General features: G+C 33.2%; 17 protein-coding genes and 1 riboswitch. Of the genes, 12 read left to right on the forward strand and 5 right to left on the reverse strand.

All coding sequences use genetic code 11. The features are described from left to right. Positions 1–20: 20 nt before the first annotated feature. The 4 genes from Q9Q97_RS16265 to Q9Q97_RS16280 form a co-directional block, all read right to left on the reverse strand. Positions 21–797 (reverse strand): ABC transporter ATP-binding protein, encoded by a 777-nt coding sequence (locus Q9Q97_RS16265; protein WP_306158974.1) that lies wholly within the window; start codon positions 795–797, stop codon positions 21–23. Positions 798–894: 97 nt separating this feature from the next. Beyond that, a complete protein-coding gene (locus Q9Q97_RS16270) occupies positions 895–1,308 on the reverse strand; it encodes a GxxExxY protein (RefSeq protein ID WP_306158977.1) in 414 nt (137 codons plus the stop codon). Between the two features lie 142 nt (positions 1,309–1,450). Beyond that, positions 1,451–2,476: an iron ABC transporter permease gene (locus tag Q9Q97_RS16275; RefSeq protein WP_306158979.1), complete on the reverse strand. Its 1,026-nt coding sequence runs from the start codon at positions 2,474–2,476 to the stop codon at positions 1,451–1,453. A 2-nt stretch (positions 2,477–2,478) separates the two neighbouring features. Beyond that, positions 2,479–3,621: an ABC transporter substrate-binding protein gene (locus tag Q9Q97_RS16280; protein WP_306158981.1), complete on the reverse strand. Its 1,143-nt coding sequence runs from the start codon at positions 3,619–3,621 to the stop codon at positions 2,479–2,481. 94 nt (positions 3,622–3,715) lie between these two features. Here Q9Q97_RS16280 and Q9Q97_RS16285 point away from each other — a divergent pair, with 94 nt between their 5' ends. The 8 genes from Q9Q97_RS16285 (at position 3,716) to Q9Q97_RS16320 (ending at position 11,879) form a co-directional block, all read left to right on the forward strand. Then, a complete protein-coding gene (locus tag Q9Q97_RS16285) occupies positions 3,716–4,078 on the forward strand; it encodes a DUF5522 domain-containing protein (protein ID WP_306158983.1) in 363 nt (120 codons plus the stop codon). An 85-nt stretch (positions 4,079–4,163) separates the two neighbouring features. Continuing rightward, positions 4,164–4,673, forward strand: a complete 510-nt coding sequence (gene cobU / locus Q9Q97_RS16290; protein WP_306158984.1) for a bifunctional adenosylcobinamide kinase/adenosylcobinamide-phosphate guanylyltransferase — start codon at positions 4,164–4,166, stop codon at positions 4,671–4,673. A gap of 125 nt (positions 4,674–4,798) precedes the next feature. Further along, complete coding sequence (cobT, locus tag Q9Q97_RS16295; protein ID WP_306158986.1) at positions 4,799–6,478, forward strand: nicotinate-nucleotide--dimethylbenzimidazole phosphoribosyltransferase; 1,680 nt, start codon at positions 4,799–4,801, stop codon at positions 6,476–6,478. Positions 6,479–6,544: 66 nt separating this feature from the next. Continuing rightward, the gene (locus tag Q9Q97_RS16300) at positions 6,545–6,826 is read left to right on the forward strand and encodes a transposase (RefSeq protein ID WP_306158988.1); all 282 of its coding nucleotides are present in this window, start codon (positions 6,545–6,547) and stop codon (positions 6,824–6,826) included. Between the two features lie 549 nt (positions 6,827–7,375). Continuing rightward, complete coding sequence (locus tag Q9Q97_RS16305; RefSeq protein ID WP_306158990.1) at positions 7,376–8,173, forward strand: adenosylcobinamide-GDP ribazoletransferase; 798 nt, start codon at positions 7,376–7,378, stop codon at positions 8,171–8,173. Then, positions 8,158–8,691, forward strand: a complete 534-nt coding sequence (gene cobC, locus Q9Q97_RS16310; protein WP_306158992.1) for an alpha-ribazole phosphatase — start codon at positions 8,158–8,160, stop codon at positions 8,689–8,691. Before Q9Q97_RS16305 ends, cobC begins: the two co-directional genes overlap by 16 nt. 65 nt (positions 8,692–8,756) lie before the next feature. Then, a riboswitch (cobalamin riboswitch) is annotated at positions 8,757–8,967 on the forward strand. A gap of 26 nt (positions 8,968–8,993) precedes the next feature. Further along, positions 8,994–10,847 (forward strand): TonB-dependent siderophore receptor, encoded by a 1,854-nt coding sequence (locus tag Q9Q97_RS16315; protein ID WP_306158994.1) that lies wholly within the window; start codon positions 8,994–8,996, stop codon positions 10,845–10,847. 3 nt (positions 10,848–10,850) lie between these two features. Then, on the forward strand, positions 10,851–11,879 hold the full coding sequence (locus Q9Q97_RS16320) for a YncE family protein (RefSeq protein WP_306158996.1): 1,029 nt from the start codon (positions 10,851–10,853) through the stop codon (positions 11,877–11,879). Positions 11,880–12,026: 147 nt separating this feature from the next. Here Q9Q97_RS16320 and Q9Q97_RS16325 read toward each other — a convergent pair whose 3' ends face one another. Continuing rightward, positions 12,027–13,487, reverse strand: a complete 1,461-nt coding sequence (locus Q9Q97_RS16325) for a S41 family peptidase (RefSeq protein WP_306158997.1) — start codon at positions 13,485–13,487, stop codon at positions 12,027–12,029. Positions 13,488–13,988: 501 nt separating this feature from the next. Here Q9Q97_RS16325 and Q9Q97_RS16330 point away from each other — a divergent pair. Genes Q9Q97_RS16330 through Q9Q97_RS16345 form a run of 4 tightly spaced genes read left to right on the forward strand, consistent with a single transcriptional unit; the run spans position 13,989 to position 16,031 of the window. Further along, entirely contained in the window at positions 13,989–14,498 is a 510-nt protein-coding gene (locus tag Q9Q97_RS16330) for an RNA polymerase sigma factor (RefSeq protein ID WP_306158999.1), read from the forward strand. Next, a complete protein-coding gene (locus Q9Q97_RS16335) occupies positions 14,485–14,946 on the forward strand; it encodes a hypothetical protein (RefSeq protein ID WP_306159001.1) in 462 nt (153 codons plus the stop codon). Before Q9Q97_RS16330 ends, Q9Q97_RS16335 begins: the two co-directional genes overlap by 14 nt. Positions 14,947–14,961: 15 nt before the next feature. Further along, positions 14,962–15,489, forward strand: coding sequence for a DUF4252 domain-containing protein (locus Q9Q97_RS16340; protein ID WP_306159003.1), 528 nt, complete (start codon positions 14,962–14,964; stop codon positions 15,487–15,489). Between the two features lie 2 nt (positions 15,490–15,491). Next, positions 15,492–16,031 carry a DUF4252 domain-containing protein gene (locus tag Q9Q97_RS16345; RefSeq protein WP_306159005.1) on the forward strand — a complete coding sequence of 180 codons (540 nt, stop codon included), beginning with the start codon at positions 15,492–15,494 and terminating at the stop codon, positions 16,029–16,031. The last annotated feature ends 99 nt before the right edge of the window (positions 16,032–16,130 follow it).

Below are 16,130 nucleotides of genomic sequence, written 5' to 3' on the forward strand. Positions count from 1 at the left end.
TGAAGGTCAACAAAAAATTCCTAACTCACAATAAACTTTCCTTTTTCAGCATCAAAAATAATATGTTCATCTTTGAATAAATTGCTGAAACTTCCATTCGAAATTAAATTACAAGGTTCATTTTGTACGATACTTTCTGGCGTCATCATAATCATTTCATCGCTTAGCTGAATCGCCAGATCGATATCATGCGTTGAAAACAAAATACATTTTTGCGTTTCTTGAGTCAGTTTCTTCAATAGTTTGAATAAAGAAACTTTGTGCAGCAAATCTAAATGCGTTGTTGGTTCGTCTAGAATAATTAATGGTGTATCTTGCGCCAAAGCTCGTGCAATTAAAGCTTTCTGCAATTGTCCGTCGCTAATCTGAAAATGCTTTTTTGAAGCCAAATGTTCGATTTGAGTTAACCCCATTGCATCCTGAACTTTCGTGATATCTTCATCAGACAATTTATCAACCCAATTGGTATAAGGCTGGCGACCAAGAGCAACCAATTCAAAAACAGAAAGATTACTTGGCGGCAGTTTTTCGGTTAAAACCAAACTCAGATTCTGCGCCAATTCTAAAGGCTGATAATCGGAAATCTTTTTTTCATTCAAATAAACATTTCCAGATAATGGCTTTTGAATTCCGGTGATGGTTCTCAGCAACGTTGACTTTCCAATTCCGTTTGCTCCTATTAAAGTAATTAATTTCCCCGAAGCTAAATTTAGATTGAGGTTCTCAGCAATAGTCGTAATACCTTTCTTGGATTTATATCCAATCGTTAAATTTGAAGTCGATAGAATTGTTTTCATTGCGGATATTTTTTAACACATAGAAACATAGATTTTATTTTTTTCTCTGAAAGTTAAACTGAAAATTTACTTGTAAATTAACACATAGCCTTTGAGCTTAAAACTTTGGCAATAATTTAAAATATTCATTTACAAATGCCTTCTGGCCTTCTTTGAAGATATTAAAGCAATTAAAGTTAATTAGAACTCCCTTTGGCGCTTTTAAAAGTTTCATATAAGTCATTAATTGTGCTTCATATATAGGATTTAGTTCTGATGAGGCTTTCAATTCTAGAACTAAACAGTTTTCAATAAATAAATCACATTTTAAATTCGCACTTAATTCTTTATCTCTGTAAATTAATGGCACATTCATTTCTGTAAAAAAATTTATTCTGCGATAACTCAGTTCTTCTTTCAAACATTCGTGATAAACACTTTCTAGCAATCCTTTTCCAATAGCTTTATGCACTTCAATACATGCACCAATTACATTAAAACTTAATTCATCTAAATATTTCTGTGTAATCATTACCTTCAATTTTAATGACACTTTCTAAATTACCGCAAAGGCTATGTTTATTTCAAAAAAGTGAAACGCCTTTACTAAGCTTTCTAAATCTATGTCTCTATGTGTTTAAAAATTAAAGATAATAAATTTTGTAAGTTTTTACCTAAATATTTCTTTTTCTAACTAAAAGCCAAACCACAACCGGTGCGCCAATTATAGAGGTAACAGCATTAATTGGAAGTGTCACGTCAAAGCCCGGCATTTGAGAGACGATATCACAAAATAGCATTATGATAGATCCGAAAAATAAAGTGCTCCAGAATAATATGGTATGATTGCTGGTCTGAAAAGTCAGTTTTGCGATATGGGGAACTGCTAAACCAACAAAAGCGATCGGTCCAGCAAATGCGGTAATGGCTCCAGATAAAATACTAGTTGCGAAAATAATTATTAGCCTTGCCTGTTTAAAATTTAATCCCATGCTTTTCGCATAGTTTTCGCCAAGAAGCAATGCATTTAAAGGTTTGATACTTTTGGCACTTAATAGCAATCCGATTCCAACACAGAATGTCAAAACCACAATGGTTGTCCAAGAAAGGTTTCCGAGATTTCCCATTGACCAGAAAGTAAATTTCTGCAGCTGTTCTGCGGTGCTAAAATAAGTTAGAACACTTACAATGGCGGTTGTAAAACTTCCAAACATCAATCCGACAATTAAAATTGCCATTGTATCGCGTAAACGTTGCGAAACGACTAAAACTAGAAATAAAACTAAAGTGCTTCCTAAAGTAGAAGCCAAAACGATTCCGTAAGAAGACAATGCAATTACGCTTAAAAAAGAAGGCAGAAATCCAGCTCCTAAAATCACAAAAGCAACGCCTAGACTCGCGCCAGAACTGAGTCCTAAAACATAAGGCCCAGCAAGCGGATTACGAAATAAAGTCTGCATCAAAAGTCCGCTCATTGAAAGTCCCGTTCCGACTAAAACGGCTGTAATTGCTTTTGGCAAACGGTAATTGATAATAATATATTCCCAAGTTGATTTTGCCGCATGCCCTCCCGTTAAACTGGCAAAAACATCTTTTAGCGGAATAGTAACCGATCCTAAACTAATGCTGGCAAAAAACATTACTAAAAGACTTAATGCCAAAACGGCAAATAAAATGGTATTTCGAGTTTTACTTACCAAAATTAATTCAGTTTAGAAGCAAAAGTAAATTCGTAGCTCGTCAATAAATCAGGATGGAAAATCTTAATATAATCTTTCAAAACCAAATCTGGTCGGCTTGGCGCCAATTCATAATAAACCGTTCCTCCAGTTGCTCCCAGTTTTCCTTCAAAATTGTAAACACTTTTATTTTTAAAAGCATCAAATTCAGCATAATGCGGATTTGCTTTTTGCAATTCGTCCAAACTTCTAAAAGAGCCCGAAGCAATCCACACATTGGCATCTTTTGCTTTGTCCAAAACTTTTTCAAAAGACAAACCTTCGCTTCCTGTTCCCTCTAGATCAGCCCATAAATAATTAGATTTCGCATCTTTCATAAACTGCGCAACCCAGCTATTTCCTTTTGCAACATACCATACATCTTCGTACATCGTACCATATAAAACTTTTGAAGTTGCAGGTTTCTCATGAACCAGTTTTTTTGCTTGATTGTAACTGTCTACTATTTTATCAAACAGCTCTTTCGCTTTAGCTTCTTTTCCGAACAAAGCGCCATAAAGTTTAATCCATTCTGCTTTTCCAAGTGGAGATTGTTCCATCCAATCGCCTTGAATTAGCACATTCAATCCGCTTTTTTTAAGATTATCCAGCATCGGATTATTGTTATCAATACCAAAAGTAACAATCAAATTGGGTGACAATTCGATTAATTGTTCAATATTCAATTTTTCATTTTGTCCAACGTTTTTCACAGAACCTTTATCAATTAACGCCCTGGTTTTTTCAGAAGAAATATAATCAGTATGCGGAAATCCGACCAATTTATTCTCCACTTCCAGCATTTCTAAAAAAGGAATATTGGTTGTTGAAGTTACCACAATGGTTTCTAGAGGAACTTTTATAGAAGGATATTTTTTTAAACTGTCTGGAATTTGCGCCTCTTTTTCTTCTAAAATATAAGTGAATTTTCCCTTAGCATTTGGCCATGGATTGCTAACTTTCACAATCGAATAACCTTCGTTTTTTACAATGGAAAGTCCCGATGCAAATTCGATACTTTCTTTGGCAGCGATAGATTTTACAGTATCTTGCGTTTCATTTTTTTTACAGCTGATTACAATAAAAAGTAAAAAAACGACTTGTAATTTATGGAAAAAATATTTCATGTTTTATATTTTGTGTGGTCACAAAGGTAAATCAATTTCTATTTTTTTTGTTTACCTTTATTCCTACAAATTTAAACAAATAGCCTTTTATTTGATGAATGTACCAAAAACAAAAATCTGCTCCAGTTGTGAAACTGCTTTTTCCTGCGGCGACACTTCACCCGAAAATAAGTGCTGGTGTAATGATTTCCCACCTATTTTCAATCTTTCAGACGGAGGCGATTGTCTTTGTCCCGCCTGCTTTAAGGAAGCCTGCGAAGATAAAATTGATGCTTATGTCGAAACTGTAACTCCCAAAAAGGCTCTTAATAATAAGGCTATGTTTTTGCCTAAATCTGATAATTTAATTGAAGGAATCGATTATTATATCGAAAATGGCAATTATGTTTTTAAAGCGTGGTTTCATCTAAAAAGAGGAACTTGCTGCGGAAATAACTGCCGACATTGTCCTTATTAATTATGAATTATGAGTTGGCCTTCATAATTAATTTATAACTTGGCAGAACTCATAATTCATAATTCAAAACTTATAATTAATCAAAATGATTTACTTGATAACCGGCGGCGAACGTTCTGGAAAAAGCAGTTATGCTCAGAAATTGGCTTTAGAACTTTCAAATTCTCCTTTATATGTTGCAACTGCCAGAAAATGGGATGCCGATTTTCAGAATCGAATTGATCGCCATCAGCAAGAAAGAGACGAGCATTGGACTAATATTGAAAAAGAGAAATTTTTAAGCGAAATTGATTTTTCTGGAAAAACGGCCTTGATTGATTGCGTAACGCTTTGGCTGACTAATTTTTTTGTTGACACTAAAAACGATGTGGCTTTAAGTTTAGAAGAAGCAAAAAAAGAATTTCTTGCCATTGCTAAACACCAAAATGCCAATATCATAATTGTAACAAATGAAATCGGAATGGGCGTTCATGCTGAAACTCACATCGGAAGAAAATTTGTTGAACTTCAAGGTTGGATGAATCAATTTATTGCCGCAAATGCCGATCAGGTTGTGTTGATGGTTTCCGGAATTCCGGTTAAAATAAAAGGATAAAATTTTAAATTTCAAATTCCAAAGCTAAGCTTTACCTTTACTAGAATGTTTTTAATTTCTCAATTTGGAATTTGGGATTTGGGATTTGGGATTTGAGATTTAAACGAAATTGGAATTTATAAAAAATGAGCAACCTAGACGATATCTTAAAATCACGCCGCGACACCAGACATTTTACTGCCGATGAAGTGCCCGACGAAGTAATTCAGAAAGCACTGCAAGCTGGACATTGGGCTCCGTCGGTCGGACTGACTGATGCTACAAGATATTATCTTATTAAATCGGATGAGGTTAAAACGTCTATCAAAAAGCTCTTTTTAGATTACAATAAAAAAGCGGAGGAACTAACCGACAATCCAGAACAAAAAGAACTTTACAGATCGCTGAAACTAGAAGCAATCGAAGAAGCACCAATCGGACTTATAATTGCTTATGACCGTTCTGTTTTAAATCAGTTTACGATTGGAACCATTGGGAGTAACGAAGCAGTGAAATTTAGTTCGGTTTGTGCGGCGCAGAATATCTGGCTTTCGCTGACAGAACAAGGTTACGGAATGGGCTGGGTTTCGATTTTAAATTATTATCAGTTTAAAAAAATCCTCGATTTACCCGAAAATATAGAGCCACTTGGTTATTTCTGCATTGGAAAACCAGCTACTAATTATAACAATCAGCCAATGCTGCAGCAATTGCATTGGAAACAAAAATCTGAAGCTCCTATTTGTTCTGAAATTAAAGAAATCAATCAAATACATATTCCCAATCTGGATGTAAAAGCAGAAAAAAAGATCCAAAACAAATCTGATTTTCATTCTCTTTTACAGGAAAAAATAGATTCTAAAACTAAACCTGTTGGTTCTTTGGGCACTTTAGAATCTTTGGCTTTTAAGATGGCATCGGTTTTTGAAACTTTAAATCCGAAAATTACCAAGCCAAACATTGTCGTTTTTGCTGCCGATCACGGAATTGCAAATCATGGCGTAAGCGACTATCCGCAAGATGTTACGCGGCAAATGGTGACTAATTTTCTAGAAGGCGGCGCTGCCATAAACGTATTCTGCAAACAAAACAACATACAATTATCCATTGTAGATGCTGGAGTGAATTATGATTTCCCAACAAATGCAAAATTAATCGATGCTAAAATTGCTAAAGGAACGCAGTCTTTTCTGCATGTTCCCGCAATGAGCGAATCTGAAGTTCAATTGTGTTTCGAAAAAGGAAAATCAGTTGTTGAAAATATTGCAAAATCGGGTTCCAATTGTATTGGCTTTGGAGAAATGGGAATTGGAAATACTTCAACCGCTTCTGTTTTAATGAGCCTTTTAACTGGTTTTCCTCTTGAAGAATGCATCGGAAAGGGAACTGGAGTTGAAAACGAAAAACTGCTTCTGAAACAAAACTTGCTCAAAAAAGCAATTGATAATTATTCCGATCAAGCCGAAATACTATCGCAACTTTCTTATTTTGGAGGTTTTGAAATTCTTCAAATGGCTGGCGCTATGCTTGAAGCTTTTGAAAATAAAATATTGATTCTGGTTGATGGTTTTATTTGTACGGTTGCTTATTTAATTGCGTATAAAATGAATCCGAACATCAAGCAAAATGCTGTTTTCTGCCACTGTTCTGCGGAAAAAGCACATTCGCAATTATTACATTATTTAGAAGCAAAACCAATTTTAAATTTAGATTTGCGATTAGGAGAAGGTACTGGCTGCGCTGTTGCTTTCCCAATTTTGAAATCGGCTGAGGCTTTTTTGAATGAAATGGCTAGTTTTGAAAGCGCGGGGATTAGTAGGAAATAAATTACTTTTGTGTTTAATTTTAATACCTTTGATTGACAAAATCAAAATTATTAAAATATATTATACATGCCATTTACCAAAGTCTATATTCATTGTGTTTGGAGCACAAAAAACAGATTTCCATTTCTAAATTCAATCGACCTCCGGCAAAAAGTATGGCAACATATAAAAGAGAATGCACTGAAAAAAGATATTTATCTTGACTTTATTAACGGATATACTGACCATTTTCATTGTTTGATTTCTTTAGGAACAGATCAAACTATTCAAAAAACAATACAACTTTTAAAAGGAGAATCTTCATATTGGATTAATAAAAATCAATTAACGATAGATAAATTTGAATGACAGGATGAGTATTTTGCTGTCTCAGTTTCAGAATCTATTGTAGATAAAGTTCGAGATTATATCAAAATCAGGAAGAGCATCATAAAAAGAAAACATTTCAAGAAGAATATGAAGAATTTATTATCAAATTTGGATTTAGCAAATCTTCAAAGTTTGGCTAAAGCCTAATTCTTTGACACAATCTCGACCTCCAGATAAATCTGGAGGCAATTCAAATTTATTCCATAATTTTAATTTAAGAAATAGTTTTTACATCTGTTGAGTTTTTAATTCCAATCAATGAAAAATTAAAAAAATGAATTGCCAACATCTTTAGATGTTGGAACAAAATATTGGCATTCCAAAAGGCTTTAGCCAAACACACACGACTTTAATAGAAATAAATTTGGCTAAAGCCTTTCTTAAACAGCAATATAAAAACCAACATCTAAAGATGTTGGCAGTTCATCAAAACAATTTTTTAAAATTTTATTTTTGAATTGCCTCCAGATTTATCTGGAGGTCATAAATTTGCTCCTAAGAGGGCTTTAGCCAAATAATTATAAATCAATGAAAAAAGAACTACATATTTTCTTTACCTGTTTAATGTTTTACACCAGAATTCCATGCCCAAAAAACATTACACATCATCCAGATTATTTAAATAAAGCCACAAGATATTTTCCTTTTATTGGATGGATTGTTGGGAGCATTTCATTTTTTGTTTATTCTGCATTTGCCCTATTTCTCTCTACAGAAGCAGCTGCAATAGTAGCGATCATTGCTTCTATTTTAACAACGGGCGCTTTCCATGAAGACGGTTTTGCCGATGTCTGTGACGGTTTTGGAGGAGGATGGACCAAAGAAAAAATATTAATGATTATGAAAGACAGCGCCATTGGTGCTTACGGAGCCATCGGATTGGTTTTGCTTTTTTTATTAAAATACAAATTGCTTTCAGAATCTATTCTGCTATTTCAAGTTTATGATTCTGAAGCAGTTTTAAAAATTTTCCTTTTATTTATTTCTGCTCATTCTTTGAGTCGTCTCGCGGCAATCAGCATTATTTTTACACATGAATATTCTCGAGAAGATGCTTCGAGCAAAAGCAAACCTATTGCCAAACAATATACTTGGAAAGAAGTTTTTGGTTCTTTCTTTTTTGGTTTAATTCCAATGATTGTGTTTTCTACTTTTAATTTAAAATTCCTTTTAGCCATTATTCCCGTTTTTATAACAAGATATTTTCTTGCCCGATATTTTCAAAAATGGATCGATGGATATACTGGAGATTGTCTTGGCGCGACACAACAGGTTTGTGAAGTGGTCTTTTACTTAGGTATCTTATTTTTATGGAAATTTATTTAGTTCGCCATACCGAAACCATTTGCGAAAAAGGAATCTGCTATGGACAATCTGATGTGGATATTGCTGAACCGTTTAATGAAATCTTCAGCAAAATTATTTCAGAATTACCTTCAGAAGCAGTTATCTTTTCTAGTCCTTTAAAGCGTTGTGTGGTTTTAGCTAAACACATTCAAAACAATATTAAAGCTATTTCATATCAGGAAGACGAACGCTTAAAAGAAATGAATTTTGGAGATTGGGAATTAAAAACTTGGAATGAAATTCCGCCCGAACAACTCAATCCGTGGATGGAAGATTTTGTAAACATCAAAGTTTCCAACGGGGAATCTTTTGTTGAATTGCACAAAAGAGTTGGAAAATTTTTATCTGAAAAAATATCAAAAATAGATCAGCCTGTCATCATTGTTGCACACGCCGGAATCATCAGAAGTATTTTATGCCATCAAACTTCGCTTCCGCTAAAAGATGCTTTTGATAATAAAGTAGATTTCGGAGAAGTTATAAAAATTGATTTTTAAAGCAAATTATTTATAATTTTTCATGAAACGCAAAAGAAATTTGAATAATCAATATTTTTAACTTTATCTTTGCAGCAAATTAAGGTTGTGTTTTTAATTTAAAAAATACATTAAAAGGGAATCAAGTAAATTCTTGAGCTGTACCCGCAACTGTAAGCTACGTTCAAAAAAATGAATGCTTGCTGTTATCTACAAACCACTGCCACGCCCCTGCGTGATGGGAAGGTAAACAGCAAGACGCAAGCCAGGAGACCTGCCTTTGTAACAATTATCGAGCTCTCGGGAAAAAGAGTGTAGAAGTTATGACTTTAAAAAGACTTTTTACTTTTTGTTTATGTGTAATGTGCCAGATTATTTCGGCGCAGAGCGATTCTATTACCAGTCTAAAAGAGGTTTTTGTTTCAGACAAAAATTTAAAAACTTACTCCGCTTCACAGTCTGTTTTAAAATTAAACGATTCTATAATCAATAAAAATGAAGCGCTTCTAACCGATCTATTAAACTTTAATTCGACTTTATATTTTAAAGAATACGGACGCGGAATGCTTTCTACAGTTTCTTTTAGAGGAACAACTTCTTCTCAGACAGCTGTCATTTGGAACGGAATAAATATTAATTCCCAAATGAACGGAAGTACCGATTTTAATACAATTTCAGGTTCCGATTATAATTCGATAAGCGTAAAAGCCGGTGGCGGAAGTGTCATTTACGGAAGTGGCGCAGTTGGAGGAACTGTGCATTTAAATAACGATCTGTTGTTTTTTAATCGTTTTGAGAATAATTTAAGACTGGATTACGGCAGTTTTAATACGATTGGGATTAATTATAAAACTTCCATTTCTAACAAAAAATGGAGTGCTCAAATCGGACTTTCGAAAAATAGTTCGACAAACGATTACAAATATTTAAATCGATATACTTGGAGAGGCGAACAGCGCTGGAATCAAAACGGGCAATATGATATTATTACAGTAAGCGCCAATGCTGGATATAAAATCAATGAAAATCATATTTTAAAACTTTACAGTCAGACTTCAAACACCGATCGCAATACTTCTTTGGTGACAGAATCTGAGACAAAAAGTAAATATGTAAATGGTTTTAATCGAAATCTCTTGGAGTATGATGGAACTTTCGGTAAACTGAAAACCAATTTCAAAACGGCTTATATTTTCGAGAACTATCAATATTTTGCTGATAATGCTTCAAAATATTATACCTACGGAAAGACAGAAAACTTGATTACCAAGTTGGATGTCGATTATCATTTATTCAAATCAACTCATATAAACGGAATTGCTGATTACAGCAGAACAAATGGTTACGGAACCAGTTTTGGGAGTCATATTCGAGAAATAAGTTCGGCTGCTTTATTGATCAGACAAGATATTGGTGCTGACTGGAAGAATGAATTCGGCGTTAGAAAAGAATTTACAAGTAATTACAAATCGCCTGTTTTATTCAATTTAGGATCTTCGTATAAATTCAGTAACTGGTACAATTTAAAACTAAATATTTCTAGAAATTTCAGAATTCCAACTTACAACGATTTGTATTGGGATCAAGGAGGAAATCCAGATTTAAAACCTGAAAGTTCTTATCAAGGAGAAATTGGCAATGTCTTTACCTTCAAAAATCTGACTTGGACGCAGAATTTCTATTACATGAAAATTACCGATATGCTACAATGGGTTCCTGGTTCAGGCGGTATTTGGACTCCACAAAATCAAGATAAAGTAAACAGCTACGGAACCGAGACGCTATTGGGATGGAAAAAAAGCTATGGCAAAAACATTTTTGCTGTAAATGCTACTTATGCTTACACGGTTTCTCAAGATGAGGAAACAAAAAACCAGATCTTTTTTGTTCCGTTTCATAAAGCAACTGGAGCATTATCTTATTCTCGAAATAAAATAAGCGCTTATTATCAAGTGCTTTATAACGGATTTGTCTATACAAGAGCCGACAATAATCCGGACGAAATTATTAATGATTATACGATTTCTAATATCGGAATCGATTATGATCTGAAGTTTTTAGATTCTTTCAAAGTAGGCTTTCAAGTTTTGAATCTTTTGAATAAAGATTATGAAAGTTTAGAAAACAGACCGATGCCTGGTCGCAATTTCAATGTGTATTTAACCTTAAAATTTTAATATATGAAGTTTAGTAAATTACTTTTAATAGCGTTAAGCATTTCGTTATTCGCTTCTTGTTCAAGCGATGATGACGATTCTCCGAAAGGTGCTTACGACAATGGTTTTTTCATTTTGAATGAAGGATCGACAGATGCTGGAACTGTATCATTCTCTAGTAATGATTTCAGTATTTTCACAAAAGATGCTTACAAAGCAGAAAACGGATCTGATGTACTTGGAAAATTTGTTCAAAACATCTTTTTTAGTGGAGACAGAGCGTATATTATCGCAGGAGGATCAAATGTAATAAGCATTGTAAACCGTTATACTTTTAAGCTAATTGCTAAAGTTGACAGCGGATTGGTTAACCCAAGATATGGTGTTGTTAAAGACGGTAAAGCTTATGTAACAAATGCAAACTCTTACGATTCTGTTACAGATGATTATATTGCTGTTATTAATTTGGCAACAAACCTTGTTGAATCTAAAATTAACTTAAACACGACCGGAAATAGAATTATTGAAGAAAGCGGAAAATTATACATTACAGATCCTATGGGTAGTGACAAGCTTTCTATTTACAACATCAATACAAAATCTTTAGAAGATCCGATAACAATTGGTTCTGGTTCAGATTCTATTGGAGAAGAAAACGGAACTCTTTTTATCTTACGTCCTTCTTACACACAAAGTAGTGAAATTATAAAAGTTAAAATCTCTGACAAATCAGTTTCTAAAATTGAAATTCCAGAATCTCAAGGAGTTGCTGGATATTTAGATATCGAAAATAACCAGATTTATTATACAGTAGGAAACTCAATATATTCAATTAATTCAGCTGCAACAACAGCTTCTATTAGCCCACTTTTCACAGCTACTTCAGATATTGGATACCTTTACGGATTTGCTGTAAAAGACAACCGCGTTTATCTTTCAGATGGAGGAAACTTCAAAACAGACAGTAAAGCATATATTTACAACTTCGCAGGAAGCTTATTAAAAGAATTAACGGTTGGTGTAGGTCCAAACGGATTCTACTTTAACGATTAATTTTATCCTTAGAATTAGTTTTTGTTTTTTTTTATGGAAAAGGCTTTCAGTGATGAAAGCCTTTTCTATTTTCTTTTTAAATCCTAATATTCAAATTCCAAATTCCAATTCAATATTGGAATTTGGAATTTAAATATTGGAATTTTATTATAACCCCTTTACTGGAGGAGCGGTTTGAAAATACATTCCGTGTCTTAATCCATTAATGATTTTTGAATCTGTTAAATAGGGAAGCTCTGGTCCAGAAGTAAGAATTCTTTTCGCCGCAGATCCTGTAATTTTTGAAATAGCCAGACTAAGCAAAGGTTCAGAGGTTTCTCCTAAAACACCAAAAGTATCTATATATTCTGTTTGCTGATATGTAGGCTGTAAACCTTGAGTATAATCTCCAAAACCTACAGAATTAGAAATTTTTAAAACCAAAGGCTGCATCGCGTATTTATGATTTGGATTGATTCCTTTTTTAGAAAAAAGTGTCTCAGAGTCATAAATTGTATACGAACCCACATTTTTACCTGTTGTCGTTTCCCCAATTTGAACTACATTAATATAAGGCTTTAATCCGTTAATAACCAATTCGCTCGCAGAAGCGGTACTTTCCGTCGTAATAATATAAACTGTATTTAAATTTAAACTGTTCAACGCTTTACCGTCAATATTATTTACAAATCTGTAATTCAAATCTTCTAAATCTTCAGCTGTAAATTCTTTCATCAGCTTTGTATTAAACTGCGTTTTAGCAAAAACCTGATCATCAAACTGACCAGTAATCATACTAGAAAGTCTAATTGAAGAAGTAATAGCTCCTCCTCCATTATATCGAAGATCTAAAACTAAATCTGTTACACCCTGAGCTTTCAACTCACCAAATGCTTGATTTAATTTATCATCATATCCTGGGTAAAATCCATTATACATTAAATAACCAATTTTATGGCTTCCAGAAGTAATCACTTTATTAATCAAAATAGGATTTTCTTCTAAAACAGTTTTAGTCAACGCAACCGATTTTCCATTCAAAACGTATCCACTTCCATTATAATCTGCCAAGTTTAGCGTATAATTATCAGAATTTAATAATAGTTCCTGATAATTTGAAACAGTCAATTTTACGCCATTCACACTTGTAAACAAGTCTCCACGTTTAATTGCTTTTGTAGAAGCATCCGAATTTGGAATAATGTAGCGCACATAACCTACCACATCATTTGAACCTGCAGCAACACGGCTCAATCTGAAATCGACACCATTATTTTTTGTAACTCCGCTTAACTCCTGTTCTAGAACAGTATAATCGTCAACAATCCAGCTGAAACGATCAATGGCGTCATTTGGATATTTACTTTCTGGCTTGTACAATAAATCTTCAAACAAGTCTTCAGGTTTAGAATACCCCTTTAAAAATTGATTAAAATCGGGTTGCAGATTTCGTCCATCGGCTAGATTTGGCACATCGGCCTGCCATAAGTAAACTTCATTCAATCCTCTCCAAATGAAATTATTAATTTGTGTATCTGCTGGAGCAGCAATATCGTCCTGATCTTCACAAGACTGCAAAGAAAAAGCGAACAAAAAGAGTAAAAGAATGCTCTTGAAAGTTGTTTTCATATCGTGTAGGTTTCTATATTCTGAATAAACGTAAAAGTAGTATCTTTAGTTTTAGCTTTATCATTAAAGCAGTATTTTTTTTACATAAAAAAGCGCAGAGTCACTAAGACAATTAAACCATATAAGTAATATCAGATAATTTAAGCTATTTTAAAATAAGCTTATAACTTATATGGTTTAAAAAAACTTTTCGCTTTTGCGGTAACAAATATAATTGCCACTCGTCTTGAGCTGAGAATTAAAGTATATAAGATAAATTAAATTATTCTAAAATGAACTTATATAACTTAAATGGTTTAAAAAAACTTTGTGCTTTTGCGGTAACAAATATAATTGCCACTCGTCTTGAGCTAAGAGAATTAAAGTATATAAGATAAATTAATTATTCTAAAATGAACTTATATAACTTAAATGGTTTAAAAAAAACTTTGCGCTTTTGTTGTAACAAATATAATTGTACCTCGTCTTGAATATATAAGCTAACGATTAACCATCCAATTAATGAACCAAGTTGTATTTATAGAATTAGTAAATCCTTTTAAAGACAAAGTTTTTCGTCTGGCAAAAAGATTGCTTACAAGTACTGAAGAGGCCGAAGATGCCACTCAGGAAGTAATGGTAAAATTATGGAATAAAAAAGATAATCTGGATAGTTATAATAGTGTTGAGGCCTTAGCCATGACAATGACCAAAAATTATTGTCTGGATCAGTTAAAATCCAAAAGAGCCAGCAATCTGCAGATTGTTCATAACAACTTTACCGATAGGCAGCCGCAATTGGATAAAAAACTAGAAGATGAAAATACTCTAGAATGGGTCGAAAAAATTATAAATGAGATGCCCGAACAAATGCAACTATTAATTCAGCTTCGAGATGTAGAGCAATATGAATTTGAAGAAATAGCCAAAATCGTAAACATGAACGAAACCGCTATACGAGTGGCGCTTTCGAGAGCAAGAAAAAAAATTAGAGAATCAATTACAAATACACACCTTTATGGAACTAAATAAAATAGAAGATTTATTAGCAAAATACTTTCAGGGAGAAACTTCTATTGCCGAAGAAAATCAATTAAAAAAATATTTTTCTTCACCAGATGTTGCGCAGCATTTGGAGCAGTACAAACCTATGTTTGGCTATTTCTCTCAAGCAAAAGAACAGAAATCAACGTATGAAATTCCACTACAATCTAAGAAACGTAACTTAGCGTGGTTATCGATTGCGGCATCAGCTGTTCTTTTACTGGGCATCGGAACTTACTTTTTTGTGAGCGAACAAAACAATACAACTGCAGTGGCTTCGCAAACAGAATTAGGAACTTACGATAATCCCGAAGAAGCTTTAAAAGCAACTCAAAAGGCTTTGGCTTTATTATCAAACAATGTTAATGTAGGTATTGAAAGTGTACAGTACATTAAAGAATATGAACAATCAAAAAACAAAATTTTTAAACGGTAATTAAATTCAATCAAAATGAAAAATTTCATCATAACTTTAGTATTCGCATTCGTTACCACAACTTTTTACGCACAAGGTGCTTTTGATAAATTTGATGGTCAAGACGATGTAACCTCAGTAATTGTAAACAAAAAAATGTTTGATTTAATGAGTAAAGTAAAAGTTGATGCTTCTGATAAAGAAACACAGCAATACATTGCTCTAATCAAAAAATTGGATTACTTAAAAGTGTTTACCACTAAAAACCCAAAAGTCGAAGCCGATATGAAAGCTACTGCTGACAAATATGTAAAAACTGCCGGTCTAGAAGAGTTAATGCGCGTAAATGACAGCGGAAAAAATGTTAGAATAATGGTTAAATCTGGAGCTACAGACACGCAAATAAGAGAACTTTTAATGTATGTTGACGGTGCCAAAAACGACGAAACTGTTTTGCTATCTTTAACTGGTAATTTTGATTTAAACGAAATCTCAGTTCTAACAGATAAAATGCAGCTTCCAGGAGGTACTGACTTAAAAAAAGCTTCTAAAAGCAAAAAATAAAAATGAAAACAAAAATCTTCATACTAGCACTTACAGCTCTTCTAACTTTAGGGAGCTGTAATTCTGAACCAACACTGCAAAAGTATTTTGTTGAGAATTCGGAGAAAAAAGATTTCATTGCTTTAGATATTTCGCCAAGCATTTTAAATCTTGAAAAAACTAAACTGTCAGCAGAACAGACTGAAGCTGTAAATTCTTTCGAGAAAATGAATATTATCGCTTTTAAAGCCAATGAAAGCAATCAGACGCAGTTTGAGACAGAAAGAAATAAAGTAAAAGCCATATTAAAAGATCCGAAATATCAGGAATTAATGAAATTTGGTTCTGGTAAAGAAGGTGCTTCTGTAAGCTATGTTGGAAGTGACGATAATATTAAAGAGTTTATCATTTTTGCCAATAAAAAAGAAAATGGCTTTGCTGTAGTTCGAGTTTTAGGCCAAGATATGAACCCCAATAACATTATGACTTTGATGTCTGTTTTACAGAAATCTAAAATAGATATGGAACAGTTAAAACCTTTAGAACAATTGCTTAAAAAATAATTACCCTTACTTTTTTATAATTTAAGAAAGCTCCATTATTGGGGCTTTTCTTTTTTAGATGAAACTATAAAATATACGTTCCTGCAAGGTTTCCAAAAC

The sequence above is a fragment of the Flavobacterium sp. DG2-3 genome, from assembly GCF_030730925.1.
Taxonomy (GTDB): Bacteria; Bacteroidota; Bacteroidia; order Flavobacteriales; family Flavobacteriaceae; genus Flavobacterium.

Excerpts from the sequence above, each read along its gene's own strand:
- Q9Q97_RS16265 (WP_306158974.1), bottom strand. The coding sequence starts at position 797 with ATGAAAACAATTCTATCGACTTCAAATTTAACGATTGGATATAAATCC.
- Q9Q97_RS16270 (WP_306158977.1), bottom strand. The coding sequence starts at position 1,308 with ATGATTACACAGAAATATTTAGATGAATTAAGTTTTAATGTAATTGGT.
- Q9Q97_RS16280 (WP_306158981.1), bottom strand. The coding sequence starts at position 3,621 with ATGAAATATTTTTTCCATAAATTACAAGTCGTTTTTTTACTTTTTATT.
- Q9Q97_RS16285 (WP_306158983.1), top strand. The coding sequence starts at position 3,716 with ATGAATGTACCAAAAACAAAAATCTGCTCCAGTTGTGAAACTGCTTTT.
- cobU (WP_306158984.1), top strand. The coding sequence starts at position 4,164 with ATGATTTACTTGATAACCGGCGGCGAACGTTCTGGAAAAAGCAGTTAT.
- cobT (WP_306158986.1), top strand. The coding sequence starts at position 4,799 with ATGAGCAACCTAGACGATATCTTAAAATCACGCCGCGACACCAGACAT.
- Q9Q97_RS16300 (WP_306158988.1), top strand. The coding sequence starts at position 6,545 with ATGCCATTTACCAAAGTCTATATTCATTGTGTTTGGAGCACAAAAAAC.
- Q9Q97_RS16305 (WP_306158990.1), top strand. The coding sequence starts at position 7,376 with ATGAAAAAAGAACTACATATTTTCTTTACCTGTTTAATGTTTTACACC.
- cobC (WP_306158992.1), top strand. The coding sequence starts at position 8,158 with ATGGAAATTTATTTAGTTCGCCATACCGAAACCATTTGCGAAAAAGGA.
- Q9Q97_RS16315 (WP_306158994.1), top strand. The coding sequence starts at position 8,994 with ATGACTTTAAAAAGACTTTTTACTTTTTGTTTATGTGTAATGTGCCAG.
- Q9Q97_RS16320 (WP_306158996.1), top strand. The coding sequence starts at position 10,851 with ATGAAGTTTAGTAAATTACTTTTAATAGCGTTAAGCATTTCGTTATTC.
- Q9Q97_RS16325 (WP_306158997.1), bottom strand. The coding sequence starts at position 13,487 with ATGAAAACAACTTTCAAGAGCATTCTTTTACTCTTTTTGTTCGCTTTT.
- Q9Q97_RS16330 (WP_306158999.1), top strand. The coding sequence starts at position 13,989 with ATGAACCAAGTTGTATTTATAGAATTAGTAAATCCTTTTAAAGACAAA.
- Q9Q97_RS16335 (WP_306159001.1), top strand. The coding sequence starts at position 14,485 with ATGGAACTAAATAAAATAGAAGATTTATTAGCAAAATACTTTCAGGGA.
- Q9Q97_RS16340 (WP_306159003.1), top strand. The coding sequence starts at position 14,962 with ATGAAAAATTTCATCATAACTTTAGTATTCGCATTCGTTACCACAACT.
- Q9Q97_RS16345 (WP_306159005.1), top strand. The coding sequence starts at position 15,492 with ATGAAAACAAAAATCTTCATACTAGCACTTACAGCTCTTCTAACTTTA.